The sequence below is a fragment of the Frankia casuarinae genome (genome assembly GCF_000013345.1).
Taxonomy (GTDB): domain Bacteria; phylum Actinomycetota; class Actinomycetes; order Frankiales; family Frankiaceae; genus Frankia; species Frankia casuarinae.
On record NC_007777.1, the window covers coordinates 5,002,175 to 5,019,345 of the forward strand.

Annotated in this window: 13 protein-coding genes; 11 read left to right on the plus strand and 2 right to left on the minus strand. The window is 70.0% G+C overall.

Annotated elements, in window-relative coordinates; all coding sequences use genetic code 11:
* The first annotated feature begins 980 nt into the window (after nucleotides 1-980).
* Genes FRANCCI3_RS27595 through FRANCCI3_RS27605 form a run of 3 tightly spaced genes read left to right on the plus strand, consistent with a single transcriptional unit; the run spans nucleotide 981 to nucleotide 2,443 of the window.
* Nucleotides 981-1,463 carry an ISL3 family transposase gene (locus tag FRANCCI3_RS27595; protein ID WP_023841534.1) on the plus strand — a complete coding sequence of 161 codons (483 nt, stop codon included), beginning with the start codon at nucleotides 981-983 and terminating at the stop codon, nucleotides 1,461-1,463.
* Complete coding sequence (locus tag FRANCCI3_RS27600) at nucleotides 1,460-2,056, plus strand: ISL3 family transposase (protein WP_011438554.1); 597 nt, start codon at nucleotides 1,460-1,462, stop codon at nucleotides 2,054-2,056. The genes FRANCCI3_RS27595 and FRANCCI3_RS27600 overlap by 4 nt, the downstream gene beginning before the upstream one ends.
* Before the next feature lie 18 nt (nucleotides 2,057-2,074).
* Nucleotides 2,075-2,443 (plus strand): ISL3 family transposase, encoded by a 369-nt coding sequence (locus FRANCCI3_RS27605; protein WP_011438555.1) that lies wholly within the window; start codon nucleotides 2,075-2,077, stop codon nucleotides 2,441-2,443.
* A 240-nt stretch (nucleotides 2,444-2,683) separates the two neighbouring features.
* On the opposite strand, the gene FRANCCI3_RS21205 is transcribed toward FRANCCI3_RS27605, so the two are convergent.
* Nucleotides 2,684-3,319 carry a class I SAM-dependent methyltransferase gene (locus FRANCCI3_RS21205; RefSeq protein ID WP_011438556.1) on the minus strand — a complete coding sequence of 212 codons (636 nt, stop codon included), beginning with the start codon at nucleotides 3,317-3,319 and terminating at the stop codon, nucleotides 2,684-2,686.
* Nucleotides 3,320-3,574: 255 nt separating this feature from the next.
* Between FRANCCI3_RS21205 and FRANCCI3_RS21210 the strand changes: the two genes are divergently transcribed.
* From FRANCCI3_RS21210 to FRANCCI3_RS21245, 8 genes are read left to right on the plus strand one after another with little or no spacing between them, the layout of a single operon-like run.
* Nucleotides 3,575-4,699, plus strand: a complete 1,125-nt coding sequence (locus FRANCCI3_RS21210; RefSeq protein ID WP_011438557.1) for a hypothetical protein — start codon at nucleotides 3,575-3,577, stop codon at nucleotides 4,697-4,699.
* Nucleotides 4,696-7,257: a lantibiotic dehydratase gene (locus FRANCCI3_RS21215; protein WP_011438558.1), complete on the plus strand. Its 2,562-nt coding sequence runs from the start codon at nucleotides 4,696-4,698 to the stop codon at nucleotides 7,255-7,257. The genes FRANCCI3_RS21210 and FRANCCI3_RS21215 overlap by 4 nt, the downstream gene beginning before the upstream one ends.
* On the plus strand, nucleotides 7,254-8,993 hold the full coding sequence (locus FRANCCI3_RS21220) for a hypothetical protein (RefSeq protein WP_011438559.1): 1,740 nt from the start codon (nucleotides 7,254-7,256) through the stop codon (nucleotides 8,991-8,993). The genes FRANCCI3_RS21215 and FRANCCI3_RS21220 overlap by 4 nt, the downstream gene beginning before the upstream one ends.
* Entirely contained in the window at nucleotides 8,986-10,920 is a 1,935-nt protein-coding gene (locus FRANCCI3_RS21225) for a TOMM precursor leader peptide-binding protein (RefSeq protein ID WP_011438560.1), read from the plus strand. The genes FRANCCI3_RS21220 and FRANCCI3_RS21225 overlap by 8 nt, the downstream gene beginning before the upstream one ends.
* 16 nt (nucleotides 10,921-10,936) lie before the next feature.
* The gene (locus tag FRANCCI3_RS21230) at nucleotides 10,937-12,472 is read left to right on the plus strand and encodes a hypothetical protein (protein ID WP_035958941.1); all 1,536 of its coding nucleotides are present in this window, start codon (nucleotides 10,937-10,939) and stop codon (nucleotides 12,470-12,472) included.
* An 11-nt stretch (nucleotides 12,473-12,483) separates the two neighbouring features.
* On the plus strand, nucleotides 12,484-13,494 hold the full coding sequence (locus FRANCCI3_RS21235) for a thiopeptide-type bacteriocin biosynthesis protein (RefSeq protein ID WP_011438562.1): 1,011 nt from the start codon (nucleotides 12,484-12,486) through the stop codon (nucleotides 13,492-13,494).
* 2 nt (nucleotides 13,495-13,496) lie between these two features.
* Entirely contained in the window at nucleotides 13,497-14,414 is a 918-nt protein-coding gene (locus FRANCCI3_RS21240; RefSeq protein WP_011438563.1) for an ABC transporter ATP-binding protein, read from the plus strand.
* A gap of 50 nt (nucleotides 14,415-14,464) precedes the next feature.
* Nucleotides 14,465-15,202 (plus strand): ABC transporter permease, encoded by a 738-nt coding sequence (locus FRANCCI3_RS21245; RefSeq protein WP_011438564.1) that lies wholly within the window; start codon nucleotides 14,465-14,467, stop codon nucleotides 15,200-15,202.
* A gap of 69 nt (nucleotides 15,203-15,271) precedes the next feature.
* Here FRANCCI3_RS21245 and FRANCCI3_RS21250 read toward each other — a convergent pair whose 3' ends face one another.
* Nucleotides 15,272-16,939: a bifunctional 3-(3-hydroxy-phenyl)propionate/3-hydroxycinnamic acid hydroxylase gene (locus FRANCCI3_RS21250; RefSeq protein ID WP_011438565.1), complete on the minus strand. Its 1,668-nt coding sequence runs from the start codon at nucleotides 16,937-16,939 to the stop codon at nucleotides 15,272-15,274.
* Between the last annotated feature and the right edge of the window lie 232 nt (nucleotides 16,940-17,171).

The window sequence follows — 17,171 nt, forward strand, 5'->3', positions numbered from 1 at the left end:
GTTTCGTCGGGAACCGGTAGTTCTTGGACGGTGCCGCCAACGAGGATCAGATCGGGACTGGATGCCGCCCACGCTCGGCACCTGGTCGGTCCACCGTCGCCGGGTAGCGGCCGGCGTGAGCAACCAGGCTGGCGAGTCGCCGATCCGGGCGTCAGCCGAGCGAAACACCCAGAGCAGCCGGCCGGTTTGGACGCCGGATCAGGTTGGTAACCCGTAGATCGCGATCAGCGACGGGCGAACCAGCAGCCGCGGACGAACACTGCCGAGCCAGCAGCCGTCTGCCTCCGTCGTCGCACCGCGGTCGGCCGCCGTCCGGATCAGCCGGCGGAACGGGCCCGCTCCGGACCGGTCAACGGGAGCCTCTACTCCGGATCAGCAGTGGAGAGGATCTGCGTCCTCCCGGCCCGGCCATCCGGCCACCCATACGAGCAAGGCGTCGAAACAGTGGCTGGCAATTGTCCAAATCACACATTCCCAATTCACAAGGTGAGGAAAGTTCAGTGGGAACTTTCACGACCCGAGCGTTCAGCGGAAGCACCTTACTCGCCAGACGAGGGCGACGCCCAAGGTTGACGCCGACCGAAGGCAGAGCCCTTCGAACTTCATTGCTTACTACTGGTGACATCACAGGTCCCCGGAGCCCGCAGGCAGCTACAGGAAGCTCTCATCTATACGCCATCGATGAGAGGGGGCGCGACGATCAGACCTAGATCCGCCAGTAGCTGGTGATGTTGGGAGTTCGTAGATCGTTGGAACGTGAGCGGGTGCCTGCCGTGCAGGAAGAATCGGGGTTACCACCACCAACCGATGACGTCCTGACGAGAGGCACCCACCGGGTGAAGAGACTACGCAGATCTGACCTTGGGGTTGTCCTTCCGCACCTGGCGGGTCTCGTTGTCGATCGGGTGGACCGGTCTGGTGATCGGCTGCGGTTACGGGCTCGTGTTCGAGGAGCTGCTGCTGCGTGCCCCGGGTGCGGAGTGCTCTCGGAGCGGGTCCACGGGCGGTATCGCCGCCGGTTGGTCGACGCGGCGATCGCGGGTGCTCACGTCGAGATCGACCTGCTGATCCGGCGGTTCCGCTGCCTGGCGGTGAGCTGTCCACGGGTGACGTTCGCGGAGCAGGTCGTGGGCCTGACACATCCGCATGCCCGGTTCACCCCGCTCGCCGACCGGTTGATCGAAGCGATCGGGTTGGCGTTGGCGGGCAGAGCCGGAGCACGCCTGGCCGGCAGGATGGGGCTTCCGGCTGGTCGGAACACGCTGCTGCGCCGGGTCCGGGCACTGCCCGACCCGCAGGTCGGGGCGGTGACGGTCCTCGGGGTGGACGACTTCGCGTTGCGCCGGGGTCGGGTTTACGGGACGGTCCTGGTCGATCTCGACAGCCGCTGGCCGGTGGACCTGCTGCCTGACCGGGAAGCGGCGACGTTCGCCGGCTGGCTGGGCATCCCGGTGCGCGGGTGATCTGCCGGGACCGGGCCGGTGCCTACGCCGATGGCGCCCGTACCAGCGCTCCGGACGCGGTGCAGGTGGCGGACCGCTTCCACCTGTGGAGCAACCTCGCCGGATATGTCGAGACGACGGTGGCCCGGCACCGTTCCTGCCTGGCGGAACCGCCGTCCACCGAGCAGGCTGTGGACGGCCCGCGGGCGGACCTCGACGGCGCGGTGGCCGCGGCGCGGGACGCGCAGTTCGAGCAGCGGGCGTTCGTGCGACATGCCCGTGAGCGGTACGCCGCCGTCCAGGAGCTCAAGGCCGCGGGCGTGGGCATCAAACCGATCGCCGCCCGACTCGGTCTGGCCCGAGGAACGGTCCGTAAGTACTACCGCGCGACCAGCGTTGACGACGTTCTGGCGAAGGCCCGCGACGAGCGCGGCTCGATTCTGCGGCCGTGGGAGCCTTACCTCACCGGGCGGGTCAACGCCGGGATCACCAACGGCAGCCAGCTGTTCGGGGAGATCCGAGCCCAGGGCTACCCCGGGAGCAGAGCCGTCGTTCTGGCCTACCTGCGCCCACTACGCGCCGGCGGTGGCACCGCCGCACCCGCGGCACGGTAGGCTCCCAAGGTCCGCACCGTGACCCGGTGGATCCTCACCCACCCCGAGCACCTCAACGAGGACGAGACTCTGGCGTCGAAGACGATTCTCACGCGCTGCCCGGACCTCCAGAAGACCGCCGACCGCGTCACGGCGTTCGCGCAGATGCTCACCGGTCGTCACGGGGACCGGCTCAATGGTTGGGTCGACGCCGACGACCTGTCCGAACTGCACCGTTTCACCCGCGGTCTCCTGCGTGACCACGACGCCGTCCTCAACGGGCTTACCCTGCCGCACAGTTCCGGTCAGGTCGAAGGAGCCGTGAACCGCATCAAAATGATCAAGAGGCAGATGTACGGCCGCGCGAGCTTCGACCTCCTCCGCAAACGAGTCCTCCTCGCGACCTGACAGCGCCCGGGTCTACTTCGATCACAAGATCAGGGACAGATCCCGTTTTCGGAGACCGTTGACATCGGCGTTGGTGATCTTCCAAATCTCCGGCCTTCCGAGCCTGGGTCGGATGTCGATCCGGTCCATGTCGAAGGATTTGCCGTTGATGAGTTGCTGACCCGTGGCAGGGTGGAATTTATGCTGATGCTCCGTTGACGGCCCGCAGGCCATGTGATCGGGACGGCGGGTTGCGCAGCTTCACAGCCTCGTCAAAGCCGCCAGCCATGCCTGGGCGGCCCCCGGATTGAATGTCACGGCGATGCGCGAAGGAGCGAGTAGGTCGATGCGCCAGCCACCGGCGAAGCTCTCCCGCAACTCCCGCTCCGAGACCCGGTGCGGACCCCAGGTGCCTTGCTGCCGGTCGCTGAAGCACATCAGGAAGCAGCGTCCACCCGGACGCAGGGCCGCGCCGAGAGAGGCCACCAGCGCCACACGGTCCTGCGGTGCGAAGCAATGGAACAGCCCGCAGTCGAGCAGCGTGTCGAACTGCTCGCCGAGGCCTTCGAGCTCGAGGACGTCCTGGACCAGGAACCGAGCCTCCAAGCCGCGTTCTGCCGCCTTCTGCCGCGCCAGCGCGATACCGCTGGGAGCGGCGTCCACACCCGTGGTGTCCAGCCCGAGCTCGGCCGTCATGAGGGCGTTATCGCCACTGCCGCAGCCGACATCCAGCACCCGGCCCGTGAAGGCTCCTCGATGGGCGAGTTCCACGAACACGGGCTGAGGCCGCCCGATCTCCCAGCCGGCTCCCGGGGCTCCGGCATAGTGGGCCTCGAAGACATCGACACCGCTGTCCGGGCGTGTGCGCGCCGTGCCGGGCTCCTGTGTGGCTGACATCTCGGCTCCTGTCCGCTGCTGTCTCGTCCGCTACTTCACTCGGTGCGCCGCGGGAGCAGCCAGAGCCTTCTGATCCATGTCACGCACATCGTGACTCTTGTCAGGGCTGGGCGATGACGCGTTGTCGCAGGCCCTGGGGATCCGCAGGATCGTCGGTAGGTGGCTCGGAGGTCGGAGTTCCGGCTGGAGGCCGCAGCCGTTCGAGCCGGTCGGTGACGACCGCGCAGCCCTACAAGTCCGAACAGGTGTCGCAGCGTGACTGTCAAGACAGCAGAACCCAAGGTCCCGCCGTCGGACGACACGGTGACCGGTCTACGCCTCTTCACCCGCGGAACGGTCAACCCGCGATGGCTGGTGCGGACGGTCGTGCCGGCTGCACGAGAGCTGCGGGAGACCCACGGTGCCTCAATGGTCTATCTCCGACGCGGCTGGCTACACGGCCCGCATGTCGACCTCGTGGCGCGCGTGGACCAGGGCGGCAGCCCCCCGCCGTGGGACGAAATGGCCCACCGTCTCGATGCCGGCCCGCTCGACCCGTCAAGCGCGATCAGCGAGGAAACCTACCTGGAAAAGGCACGTGAGTTCGGCCGCCTGGAGCGGGTCCCCCCTCCCTACCTGCCGATGCGAGCGCACGGCACGGTCGAACGGCTCGGCCCAAGCGACACCGCGCGCTGGCCCGTGGCCCTCAACGCGCTCCGCGAGGTCGCCCTCGGCCGCCTGGACCTCCCCCTGATCGACACACTGGAGGACGTCGCCGAGCATGGGGCGCAGGCCGAAACCCGCGTACTGGAAGCCTTCGTGGCCCTCGCCGATGCGCACCACGCCGGCGTCGCCTACGGTGTGTTCTCGCTGCGCTCGCACGTGGAGGCTTTCCTGAGCTGGGCATCGGCCCGCAAGGATCCGCGTCCCGCCTTCCGGGCCAGGCTGGCGTCGGACGCGCCGCGGCTGCGCTCGCTGGTCGAGTCCGCCCTCAAAGGCGACATGAATCGCCACTACACCGCCTGGCAGACGGCGTTCGCCTACACGATGGGCGTCTTCGATCACGCCGTGCTCACCGGAGCACTGACCCTGGACGGGCTTGACGAACTCGACGGCGGCTTCGACCCCGCCACCATGGGCCCACCGGGACGGCCGTCGATGGCTGATACCGGGCCCAGCGACTTCCACCGGGTCATGAACGACTCAGGTGTGATCGCCGAGCCGCCGCAGTGGTTCGCCTCGTACCGCCTGCTCGTGAATCTCTTCTACCAGCAGCTGCCCCTGCTGAGCGTCTCCCCGCTGCACCGCTACTACGTCTGCTACGCCGTCGCCGAGACGGTCGACGAGGTGCTGGGGGAGTCCTGGCAGGAGCGGTTGGAGCGGAGGGCCAGCCGGGCATGACCGTACAGCAGGCGGAGTCGACCGCCACGTCCCCTGCCACACCCGCGGCAGGAGCCCTCGAGCCCCTGTGGGTGCTGCGCGTCAACCTGCTGCGCCGCACCCGGCTGAGCGACCCCGCGCTGGCCGCAGTGCTTGGTGACCTCCTTACCGCCGAAGCGACACTCGCGGCAGCGGCGCAGAAGTGCTCCGACGAGCTGCACGAGCTGATTGGCGCCACTACCGACCGCGAGGCACGCGGCCGGCTCATCGCATTGCGCCGAGACGTTCACAACGACCGCCGGCCGCGTAGCGGCACGGCCGTTACGCCAGCGGTGGACCAGTGGGCGGCGGCGCGGGACCGGCGCGACGCACTGCGGGCACGGATCGCGGACACCTATCCACAGGCCATCGCCCGGGAGCGGGAGGGGCTGGGTGCCCTGCTCGCCGACGACGACCTGCGCCGCGCACTGGCCCTGGTGGCGCCCGAGGTGTCGGACGGCGCCGATCGGTATCGCGCCGCACTGGCGGATTCACGTCCGCTGCCCGCGCGACTGCGCAAGTCGGAGCGTGGTCTGGTGCAGTACGTCACCCGGGCCATGATTCGCACCAGCCCGCTCTCCCGCTTTACCGCCGTAGGCGTGGCGGTGCCCGATGACCGGGGTCGGGCCCCCGACGAGATCCGCTTCGCGAGCGCCGTCCCCTTCATGGGGCTGGACCGGGTGATGCTCGGGTATGTTGCTGCCGGGCTGACCGCCCCGAGGGACGGCGTCGGGCTGGACCACTGGGTCCAGCTCCCACCGACGGCCGAGGTCGACGAGTCCTCCGCCCGGCTGTACTTCATGCGCCCCACGGCGAAGGGCATCCAGCGGCTGTCCACACCGGTGACAGGCCTTGTGCAGTCGGTCCTGGAAGCCACGGCCATGGGCCCCCGCCGTGTCGGCGCCATCGCCGGCCACATCGCAGAGCGGACGGAAGTCCACTACGACCAGGCGGTGCGAGCCATAGCACAGGCCGTGGGCGCGGGTATCCTGTGCACGTGCGACGGGCCGGAGGACGGGGACGCGCCCTACTCAGCGCTTCTCCACCGGCCCGACAGCCCGGTCGTCCGTCTTGACGATGTGGCCCGGCGGTTGAAAGTCATCGCCGACGCCCCGCCGGAGGACCGCGTGGCCGAACTGAGCCGACTGAGGAGCGCGCTGGCGGACGTCAGCCGTCATGCGGGTCGACCCGCGCAGATCCTCGTCGAGGAGGACTACGTCCTGCCGCCCCGGACAGTGGCCACCGTTGCCTGGCGCGACCGGCTCAATGACCTTGCCGCCGGCGTCGAACTGCTGTCAGTCTTCGACCGGCTCCACGATGTCCGTGCCCTGTTGTCCGCCGTGTTCGTGGAACGGTTCGGCCGCGGAGCCGTCGTTCCTCTGGCGGAGCACGCGGCGTACCTGGTCGCCGAGGTCTACCGGCACAACGGAGCCGTCGACGGCAAGGTACCCCCTGGTATCGGCCCGGCCGACGGCTCGCTCGACGAACTCCAGGTTCTGCGTCGACACGTCCTGGACAAGCTCTACGCTGACATCTCCCGAAGCGATACCGAGGAGGTGGTCTGGAGCCCCGGGCACGTGCGTGCACTGGCCACCGGACTGCCCGCACGGTTCCGTGCCGCACCACTGGCGCACAGCGTGCTCGTGCAATCCTGGAACGGGCACTTGGTGTTCAACGACGCATACGCCGGGCACGGCATGCTCTATGGCCGGTTCCTCGGCCCGGACCGGGACCTGGGCGGTGCCGCACTGCCCCATCTTGCCGAGCGGCTGCGACGGCAGTACGGCACGGACGGCCACCGGCTCGTTGAGGACCTCGGTCTGCACCGTCTCAACGTCAACGCCCACGCACCCGTCCTGTCCGACGGCCTGGTCCCGGACGACTGGTTCACCTTCCGGCTCGCCCATGACCCGGACACCGACGGTCTCACCGTGCTCGACGCGGAAGAACGGCCCACCCGTGTCCTCACCCTCGGCGCCGGGCACCCCGAACTGTTCCCGCCACCCGTACGGGTGGCTACCTGGCTCGTCAGCGGTGGACGGCTGATGGAGGACCTAATCGGTGGCTGGCACTCGACGACCGGATGGGACGGCGACTCGAGCCGGCCCTGTCCCCGGCTGCGCGTCGGTTCCGCCGTACTCTCCCGGCGCCGGTGGTACGGCGGCCGGGAAATGGCTGATGCCGTCGCGGCCGGGCCCGCCGAACATGACCGCCTGCTGGCCCTCACCAAGTGGCGTGCCCGCCACTGCATTCCGGCGGAGATCGTCCTGAAGACCCCCCTGGACGACGGCTACCGCCGCGAGGCCATCGCCTCGGGCGAGGACGCCCAGGCCCACCGGCAACGGCAGAAGCCGCAGTACGTGGACTTGCAGAGCGCCCTGAGCGTGCGGGTGCTGCCCAGGCTCATGGAACGGCGCAGCCCCGGATACCTGGAGGAGGCCCTGCCGGGCGTCGGGGACGGCCCGCACGCCGCCGAGTGGGTCATCGAGATCGGGCGCCCAGCGGGCGGAACGTTCCAGTACGGAGGAATGCCGGAATGAAGATAAAGTCGCGTACCTACCTGCATTACGCACCGGTCCCCGGCGGCGTGTACTTCAGTGGCCCGACAAGCCAGTTCGTCATGCGCGGGCCGGAGTTACTGTTCACCATCGCCGACCTCTGCGTTCCGCTGTTGGAGGAGGGCACAACCGAGGACGATCTCGTGCGTGCCCTGGGCACCGAGAAGGCCCGACCGGCGGTACGCAAGGTAGTCGACGGGTTGCTCAGCCACGACATGCTCCTGGACACCGCAGGGTTCACTGTGGCTGAAACCGGTATCGCCGAACGGGATCGCTTCCCCGAGGCGCTCGCCCACCTGGAGGCGTTTACTGACGATCCCTACGCGGCCTTCGCCGCCCTGCGGACCGCACATGTGGTGCTCTATGGCCCGGCGGCCGTGGTGTCCCCAGCCGCCCGGGGACTGGCCCGGGCAGGCGCCGGGCACCTGGCTTTGGCTACTCCCGATGGGGACCTCGACCCCGTGCGGGCGGTGGGGGAGCGCCTGGGAGCGCGGCTCCTCAGTGACCAGGAAGAACTCAAAGAAGCACTTGCCGAAGCCGACGCGGTGCTCTGGTGTCCCGGGGAAGACGGCGAGCCCGCCCCCCGGGTCTCCCTGCGGCCGGCCGGATGGCTGGTACCGGTGAGCCTGGGCGAGGCCACGGTCGTCGGACCAGTTCTCGACGCGACGGCAGCATCCGGGCAGTGGCCCGCGTCGGCGGAAAGAGCGCTGTCGTGGGCCCACAGGCACTCCGGCGGACCAGTCGCCCGGCCGGGGGCGGACAGGCTCGCGGGAGCGCTCGCTGGTCAGCTGTTGTTTGATGCCCTCACTAATTGTGCCGCTTCCGCCGAAGCGCATGTCGTCCATGGCGACGACCTAGCCGCCGACCGCGTCACCGTGCCCGGCGCCCAGTCCTCGGCTGGCCCAGCCACCTGGTGCTCTCTCGACTCTGTCGCGCAGCAGCCCGCCCCCGACGAGGAGGAGGCCCTGGAGCGGATCTACCAGGTCACCGCCCCGTGGACCGGGCTGTTCCAGCTCGTCACGGACGACGCCCTGCCTCAGATGCCCTTGGCCCTGCGGCAGATCGAGTACCGGCTCGGGCGAACCGGCTCCGTCGTCGGGTGGGGGGCCGGACAGCGGGCGGCAACCGTCGCCGTCGTACTGGACGCACTGCGCGCTCTGCGCGCGGACGAGGGAGTGGGTGCCGCCGGATTCACGCCGCAGCAGTGGCTGCTGGACGGCGCACTGCGGCTGCTCGTGGAGCGGGCACGGACTGGTGGTGCCGTCAACAGGGCAGAACTGCCCGCCGACGACCGCATGGTGCTCCGGCTGCTGACGGACGAATCGGCGCAGCTCGTCGTTCTGCTCGATCTGGAGGTGGCGGGCCTGGACTGGCGGTTGGCCCGCGTCGAGGGCGAGCACGGCAAGGTCCTCGGTGTTGGCTGGGGCCGCGACCAGGCCGAGGCCCGGCACGCCGCGCTGGGCACCGCACTCGCCCACGAGCAGGCCCGGCGGCTCCTGCCGGACGTGGGGATCGCACATGTGAACACCGCTGCCCTCCTCGTCGCGTCCGCCGCCGAACTCGCCGCCCTGAGCGCCGACGTCGTCGGGCAGGGGACCGCCGAGGGGATCGGCTACCTCGGGCTGGCGCACCGCTCGGACCCGGTGCTCGGCGATCTTCCGTACTGGTCCGGGACGGTCGAAGCGCGGCGCAGGGACCCGGAGGACGGCAATGCCTGAGCCCTCCAAGGTCGCCTTCGCCCTTCCCATACCGGCTCTTGTGCGGGTGCGCGGAGCGATCGACGAGGCCTGGCACGAGGCGCTCGCCGACCTTCCGGACGCTGTGGGCAGCACCGTGTCCCTGGGCATCGGGTGGGACCTCGCCTGGGAGCGCGAGCAGTGGCGATCGGCTGTCGAGGACAGGCGCAGCCACCTCTCCGTGCGCCTGTACGCGGACGAGACTCTGATCGGCCCCCTGTGGGCGCCCGCGACCGATGCCGGATGCAGCGGATGCGCCGAGGTCCGCTCCCGGGTGGTTCGCGCCCACCCGATGGTCGAGGCACTGCAAGTGCCCACCGAGGTCCCGCTTCCTCGGTCTCCCCTGCTGCCAGAGCTGCTGGCGGCCGCCGTACAACACCTCACCGCCCAGCCTCTCGGGCCCGGTGAGCTCTACGCGGTCGGCACCGGGTCAACCCGCCGCCACCGGGTTCCACGCAGCTCCGGCTGCCCTCTGTGCGGCGCCCGCACCACTGGCACCGCAACCGCTCCCCCGCCCGGCAGGCTGGTGCTGCACGACCACCCGGCGGACCCTCACGACCCCACCCGGGGCCTCACGGGCCGCCGGTTGCTCGCCCCCGGCGCCCTGCGCCGTCGTACCGTCGACCCGCGGTTCGGCCCAGTACGGGAAGTCGTCCGCGAGTCGCGCGCCCCCTACGCGATGAGCATGGCGGCACTGCCCAACGCACCCGCCATGGGATACGCGCGGGCCGTCGACTTCGAAACGGCCGAACCGGTCGCGGTCCTGGAGGCTTACGAGCGGCTGGGAGGCTTTCCGTACGAGGCTTCGGTGATCGAGGACGTGGCCTACCAGGAGGTCGCAGAACACGCCGTGGATCCCGCCTCACTCGGCGGGTACACCGCGCAGCAACTGGCCCATCCGAGCACTCGCGTGACCCCGAGCTTCCCGTCCACGCCCATGGACTGGGTCTGGGGCCACGACCTCGCCACCGGCAGACCCCTGCTTGTCCCCGCGGACATCGGCTTCTACCAGTACGACCACCGCTTCAAACGCTCGCACCATGCCGCGCAGCGAGCCGCCCCGCACGACCGTCGCCGCTATTTCCACGACTCGTCGAGTGGCTGCGCGCTGGGCGGAAGCCTGGAAGAGGCGGCACTGCACTCACTGTTCGAACTGGCCGAACGCGATGCCTTCCTCATTGCCTGGCACTGTGCCGTCCCGCTGCCCGCCATCGACCCGGCCTCCATCACCGACCCGGCCAGCCGTCGGTTGCTCGACCTGATCGACTCGCGGGGGTTCGACGCCCATCTGCTGGTCGCCACCCAGGACATCGACCTACCCGTGGTGTGGGCGCTCGCCATGAACCGTGAGCGGCACTTCCCGGCCACCTTCTCGGCCGCCGGGTCTGGCTGCAATCCGGCGTCCGTGGTGCGCAGTGCCCTGTGGGAGCTCGGCCAGATCGTCACCGACCCGGTCACCTGGACCAGAGCCGACATCGAGCCCATGCTCGCAGACCCCTGGCTGGTCGAGGAACTCGACGACCACCTGCGGCTCTACACCCTTCCTCAGACGCTCGGACGGGTCACCCCGGTGCTTGGTGGTCTGCGGGTCCCTCTCGACGAAGCGTTTCCCGGATGGCCCGACCGGCTGCGCGAGGAGGCGAAGGGCAGCGTGCTCAGGGCGCTGCGAGCCATGCAAGAACGTTTCGCCCGCGCCGGTCTGGACCGGATCGTGCTGGTCGACCAGTCCACCCGGGAACACCGGGACCTTCAGGTCGCCGTCGCCAAGGCGGTGGTGCCGGGAATCATCCCCATGTGCTTCGGCCACGCGCAGCAGCGGCTGCTGGGCCTGCCCCGGCTGACCGCAGCGCTCGCGGGCACGCCAACGGCCGACCGGCCCTGCCCTTATGACCCTCATCCGTTCCCGTGAGGTGTGGGAGACGCACATGGACCCTCATCCCGACCAGCTCCTGCGCGACCGTGCGGGCGGACCGATACCGGACGACGTCGAGACCATGGCCCGCGATGTCATGTGGTACGCCTACGCGCTGGGTGACGACCGGCCGGCGGTGCCAGGCGTTTACGGCGAGCAGGCAGGCTTCGCGGCCCCCGACGCCCCCGAGGAGGTCGCACCGCGGCTGCCGGTCACCGAGCCCGGCGCACCGGCCACCCCGCTTCCCCTGGGCACGGTGGAACTGCTGGAGCGCATGCCCTACCCGTGCGGCAGGGCACCCGAGGCCGGCACATCCGCCGAAGCCCTCGGGCACGCCTTGGTCACCGCCTTCGGCCCGCACCGGCGCGAGCCGGAGAATCCGATCAACGACCACCGCGGCTATGCGTCCGTGCGCAGCAAGTTCCCCGTGCACGCCTTCGTAGCCGACCGCGAACGACGGCAGGTCCTGGATGTCCACCGCAACGCGCTGGTGGACCTCGCCGGCGCCAACCCCCCGCAGGACCCCTCGGCCGACGGCTGCGAGATCCTTCTGATCGGGCGGTACACGCGGCTGCCCGCGAGCTACCGGTGGTTCCGCGGCGCGCTGGTCCACCTGGAGATGGGCATCGCACTGCGGTCCCTGTGCCTGGCGTTGGAGTTGTTCGGCCTGTCCGGCCGGCTCCGGCTGCCGAACAGCGGCCAGGGGCGGCTGCGCGAGTTCGGCCTGCGCCCTGCCTGGGAGTGGACGCTGCCGCTGACCGTCGAACTGGCCGAACGACCGGCACCGGTGCAGACCACCGGGCGGGGCGCCGATACCGTTCCCGACCCCGTGCTCGCCGACGTCCTCGCCATGAACCGGGCCCAGACCTTCACCGAAGCGCCGGCCACCCTGGGACCCGCGGCGCCCAGCCAGGATGACGTGACCGCGGCAGCGGAACGGTCCTGGGCCGAACTGCTGTGGTCACGCACGTCCGGACGTATGCCCCGAGGCCTGTATGGCATGAACGGTCGGCGGCGGGTACTCCCGGCTGCCGTGCTCCAGGACGCGGTGCGCTGGCTGGGCGTGCCCCCGCCCGGAGACGTCCTGCGGGGCGTGTCCAACGCGATCAGAACGACCGTCGTGATCCAGGGCATCGAGGGCCACCGCGACGGGGTGTACGAGGTCGCGGACGGCCACACCGTGCTGAAAGCGGCGGACACGACGGCTGCGGCCCGTCTCGAAGAGGTCTACGGCTACACTCTGGCACCGGGCAACGGTTGCGACGTTCGGCACGCCTCGATGATCTGGTTTCTCACGGTCGACCCCCGAGTCGTGGTCGACCGCTACGGTCCGGGCGGCTGGACCACGATCCAGTACGTGTGCGGCTGGGCGGCCCACGGACTGACGCTCGCGGCAGCCGGGTCGGGCCTGTACGCCAGGCCCGTACGGGCCTTTTATGAGGCAGCGGCACGGCGCGTCCTGGGTCTCGGTTCCGAGGAGATGGTCGTGCTGGCGGTGATCGGCGGAACTCCCGGATACCGGGGCCTGATGCTCGACCTGCGAAGCTGAGGGAGACACACGTGAACCGTACGATCGCTCCCGGCAGCCCTGTCCGAGCCGGAGACGTCCCGACAACCTGGCGGTCGTGGCATCTGCACCTGGGGTCCGTGGCCGGATCCCTTCATGACCGCGTACTCGGCGAGGTGATCGGCCCCACCGTCGACGACGTACCTGGCAAACCGTGGTTCTTCATCCGCTACTGGCAGGCTGGTCCACATCTCCGGTTCAGAGTCGGCGACTTGGACGACGACGAGGCGCAACAGGTCGAACAGTCCCTGCGGGAGCGGCTCGCGCGTGCCGGGACGCTGCGCGATGGCGAGGAGCCTCTCGACGCGGAGAGCCACCGGACCGCCGCTCGGCGTCTGGCTGCCACCGGCGGCGAGGCTGAGGACACGGCTGGGGGGCCGCTGCCGCCGGGAGTCCACCGCGCGGTGTTCGTGCCCGAGACCGAGCGGTACGGCGGGGCAGCGCTGATGCCTGGTGCGGAACGGCTCTTCCAGGTCTCCAGCGAGCTGGTCAGAACACATCTGCCGAGCCTGCCAGGCACCCGGGAGCGGTCGGCCGTCGCACTCCGGGCCACGGTGTCGGCGGGCGCTGCGCTGGGCGGACGTGGCGAGCAGGCCGACTACTACCACCAGGCGCTGCACGCCTGGCGCGGCATGGTGGCGGCCGGATTCGGCTACTCCGAGCAGCAGTTGGATCGACTCACCGGTGCGGACCGCCCGGCGCTGTCCACGGCGGGGGCATCGCGACGCGGGAGCATCGACCCCGAGCGCCACGGTGCTTTCGCCCTGTGGCACCGCCTCCTGACCGAACTCGCCGACACGGTACGCGCAACCGGCACGACCCACCCGGGCCGCATCGTGCTCTCCCACGTCCACATGTTCCACAACCGTCTCGGCCTGAGTCTGGTCGACGAACTGCAGACGTACGCGCGGCTCGTCCGGCTCTTCCCCCTGGACGCTCCCGTCGGCGGCCCGTCCGGCACGCCTGCCGCCCCCGACCCGCATCGCAGCGCACACGAGGGGTGATCATGGTCAACCAGCCGCTGGCTGTGCCAGCGCGGACCCCCGCGCCGCAGGCCGCCGAGGTGGTCGCTCGGGCCGTTGGCGTCACCCGGTGCTACGGCGGCACGACGGCCCTCGACGGCCTCGACCTCGAGGTGCGGGCCGGCGAGCTGGTGGGCCTTCTGGGGCCCAACGGAGCGGGCAAGTCCACCCTGATCCACGTCCTCACCGGTCTGCGTCGCCCGAACCGGGGTCGTTGTGAACTGTTCGGGCGGGATCCTCGGACCCCGGCGGGCCGGCGGTACATCGGAGTCACCCCGCAGGAGACCGGACTGCCCGAGACACTGCGCGCGCGCGAGGTGGTCGACTTTGTCGCGGCCCACTACCCGGCTCCGGAGGACCGCGATGCGCTGCTCGACCGCTTCGGGCTGACCGATCTGGCGCACCGTCAGACCGGTGGTCTCTCCGGCGGTCAGAAGCGCCGACTGGCCGTGGCCCTCGCCTTCGTCGGCCGGCCCCGCCTCGTCTTCCTCGACGAACCGACGACCGGCCTCGACGTGGAGGCCCGCCGGGTGCTGTGGGACCACATCCGCGCGTTCCACCAGGAAGGCGGCACGGTGGTGCTGACCAGTCACTACCTCGACGAGGTGGAGGCGCTCGCAGAACGGATCGTGGTCGTCTCCGGCGGGCGGGTGCTCGCCGACGGCTCCGTCACCGCGATCCGCGGGATGGTCGACGTCCAGCGCGTCAGCCTGGTGACCGCTTCGTTGCCGTCGCTTCCGGGCGTCATCAAGGTCGAGGAGATCGACGGACGCACCCACGTGCTGACCAGGGACGCTGACCAGTTCGTACGCGACCTGGTGGGCAGCGGCGCGCCCTTTTCGGGGCTGGAGATCCGGCCGACGACGCTCGAGGAGGCCTTCATGGCCATCTCGTCCGCCTGACGCCCCCGGCACCGCCGCGCCGTCCACCGTACGCGGAAGGAAAAGACTCCGTGTCCATGACCCTCCTGCATGCCCGTTACCAGATCCTTCAGACCATCCGCATCCCCATCGCGGTGATCGGCTCCGCGTTCTTCCCTGCGGCCTCGATGCTCTTCTTCGTGGTTCCGGCGACCGGCGACGACCCGGCAGGTGCGACCTACGCGACCGCTTCGATGGTCGTCTTTGCCGTCATGATCAGCAATCTCTTCGGGCACGGCGTCGGCGTTGCCGAGGACCGCGCCCAGCCCTGGGACCCTTACACCCGGACTCTTCCCGTCGGCCCGTGGCCGAAGTTCGGGGGCAGACTGATCTCCGGCCTGGTGATGATGCTGGTCTCTCTTGCCCCGGTGGTCGTCATCGCTGCCGTGGCCACGCCGGCCCGCATCTCGGCGGTCGGGTTCGCCGCGGCTGTGGGTGTCGTCGTCCTGGTCTCGCTGCCCTTCAGCCTGATGGGACTGGCCATCGGCTACCTGCTGCCTACCAAAGCGGCCCTCGCCGTAGTGCAGGTCGTCTTCTTCCCAATCGCCTTCGCCGGAGGCCTGCTCTCCGCCCCCGGCAAGGCTCCCGGCTTCATCGAGACCATCGCTCCGTACGTGCCGAGCCGTGGCGCGGTCGAACTCATGTGGGCGGCCGTCGGCGACTTCAGGCCGAGTACCACATCCCTCATCGTGTTCGTCCTGTGGTCGGTGGTCCTCGCGGCCCTCGCGGTCTTCGCGTATCGCAGGGACGAGGGCAGGCGGTTCCGCTGACCGGGCAGATCGAGGGGCGTCCACCCAAAGGCGGACGCCCCTTCGCGTACCGGATCCAACCAGCCGCCGTCAGAGGGCGCCGGCGTGCGGGACTCGGACACGCTCCAGCAGTTCACGGACGACCTCCGAGGTCTCCGCTCGGTCACTGCCGACGCCGAACACCTGGAAGTCGGGGCGGATCAGCGCGGCCCGCGCGCCCATGCCGTCCAGCCAGGCCCGCAGGAATCCTCCGGCGTCGGCGACGGACTCCCACTCCTTGCTGACGGTTGGGGCCGCGCCCGCCGGCAGGACCTGTACCAGGCGGACACTCCGGTCCCGAAGTCGCTCGGCCAGCCCCGCCTCCAGCAGTGCCTCCGGCACGCCGAGGGCCAGCAGGACGAAGTCCTGGCCCAGGATTTCCATGCGCGGCTCCGGAGAGCCGACAGCGCCCAGCCGCACCTCGGGGACACGTCGTCCGGTGCCTCGCCCCGGAGCGCCGTCGGACAGGTGGTGCGCGAACCGTCCGTCCATAGCCTGGCCTGGCACAGCGTCGGTGCCGTGTCCCGACGTCGACTTCCCGGATGTCGCCGGCGTCGCGCGGGCCAGCAGTGCGCGGTCCCGTTCGGCGGCCGCCGCCGGATCGGTCACGCAGATGATCCGGCCCAGCTGGGTGGACATCTCGACGGTCTGCCGGGCCTGCGGCGCGCGCTCCGCCTCGTAACTGTCCATCAGGTTCTCGTCCGCGCAGCCCGCCAGGATCAGGTCGAGTTTCCATGCGAGATTGGCCGCGTCACCGATGCCCGAGCACATGCCCTGCCCTGCGAACGGCGGCATCTGGTGGGCAGCGTCGCCGGCGAGCAGGACGCGCCCGCGACGCCAGCGGTTCGCGACACGCGCCGCAAACGTGTACACGGCATGCCGCACGAGCGTGGCGTTGGCAGGCGTGACACCGAAGAGGGACAGCAGGTCCCACGCCTTCGCCACCCCGGCGAACTCCTCGGCGGACTCGCCGGCCAGCCGCATGAACTCCCAGCGCCTGCGGCCAGGGCCCGCCGAGACGGCGACGCGCGGCCGGGCTGGATCGGCGTACTGGACGTTGCACGCGGGGAACTCCTCCGGATGGTGCGGTACGACGTCGCAGGCCATCCAGTCGTGCGAGAAGCCGTAGTCGGTCAGCGACGCGCCCATGGCCGTACGGACGAAGCTGCCGGCACCGTCGCACCCCACGACCCAGCGCGCCCGAACCGTACGGCCGGCACCGGACCCGGTGTCCCGCAGCCCTACTTCGACGTGGGACGCGCGCGCCACGAGCCGGAGGGCCTCCTGTCCCCGCAGCACTCGCAAGGAGGCACACCGCTCCCCGTGTTCGGTCAACGCCGCCTCCAGCCGCGGCTGGTACATCGATGTCGAGTCCGGCCAGCGATGCTCGTCTCCGGGGCTTAGGCCGATGCGCAGGAGTGTCCGACCGGTGCCGTTCACAACCATGTAGTCCGGTGACGGCTCTCCGATGGCACCGAGTTCCGCGCGCAGTCCGGCCGCTGCCAGAACGCGGGCCGCCTGTGCGTCGAAGGCCACGGCGCGTGGGAGGGGGTAGGGGTGCGGCTGCCTCTCGGTCACCGTGACCCGCCAGCCTCGCCGGGCCAGCAACAGGGACAGAAACTGGCCGACGGGCCCGTAGCCGACCACGAGCACGTGGCAGTCGTCGGCGGATCCGCCGGACTCCATACCTGTTCGGGTGGACGGCAGTGCGCCGTTCATCTATCGGTCCTCCGTATCTGGCCCACGATCGCACACCGAAGGCAGGCCAGATTCATGCTAACTACCTGGACTTCTCTCTGCCCTTTTCTGCGACACGACAAGTGATCGGCGTAAGGTCAGGAGTGACAAATGTCAGCACCCCATACGGCTGCGGTTGCGTTCCGTACCGATCAGACCGCAGAATCACATTGTCGGCCTACAGGCTGACGCAATCCATGATGAAGGAGAGAAC

Excerpts from the sequence above, each read along its gene's own strand:
- FRANCCI3_RS21205 (WP_011438556.1), bottom strand. The coding sequence starts at position 3,319 with ATGTCAGCCACACAGGAGCCCGGCACGGCGCGCACACGCCCGGACAGC.
- FRANCCI3_RS21215 (WP_011438558.1), top strand. The coding sequence starts at position 4,696 with ATGACCGTACAGCAGGCGGAGTCGACCGCCACGTCCCCTGCCACACCC.
- FRANCCI3_RS21220 (WP_011438559.1), top strand. The coding sequence starts at position 7,254 with ATGAAGATAAAGTCGCGTACCTACCTGCATTACGCACCGGTCCCCGGC.
- FRANCCI3_RS21225 (WP_011438560.1), top strand. The coding sequence starts at position 8,986 with ATGCCTGAGCCCTCCAAGGTCGCCTTCGCCCTTCCCATACCGGCTCTT.
- FRANCCI3_RS21230 (WP_035958941.1), top strand. The coding sequence starts at position 10,937 with ATGGACCCTCATCCCGACCAGCTCCTGCGCGACCGTGCGGGCGGACCG.
- FRANCCI3_RS21240 (WP_011438563.1), top strand. The coding sequence starts at position 13,497 with ATGGTCAACCAGCCGCTGGCTGTGCCAGCGCGGACCCCCGCGCCGCAG.
- FRANCCI3_RS21250 (WP_011438565.1), bottom strand. The coding sequence starts at position 16,939 with ATGAACGGCGCACTGCCGTCCACCCGAACAGGTATGGAGTCCGGCGGA.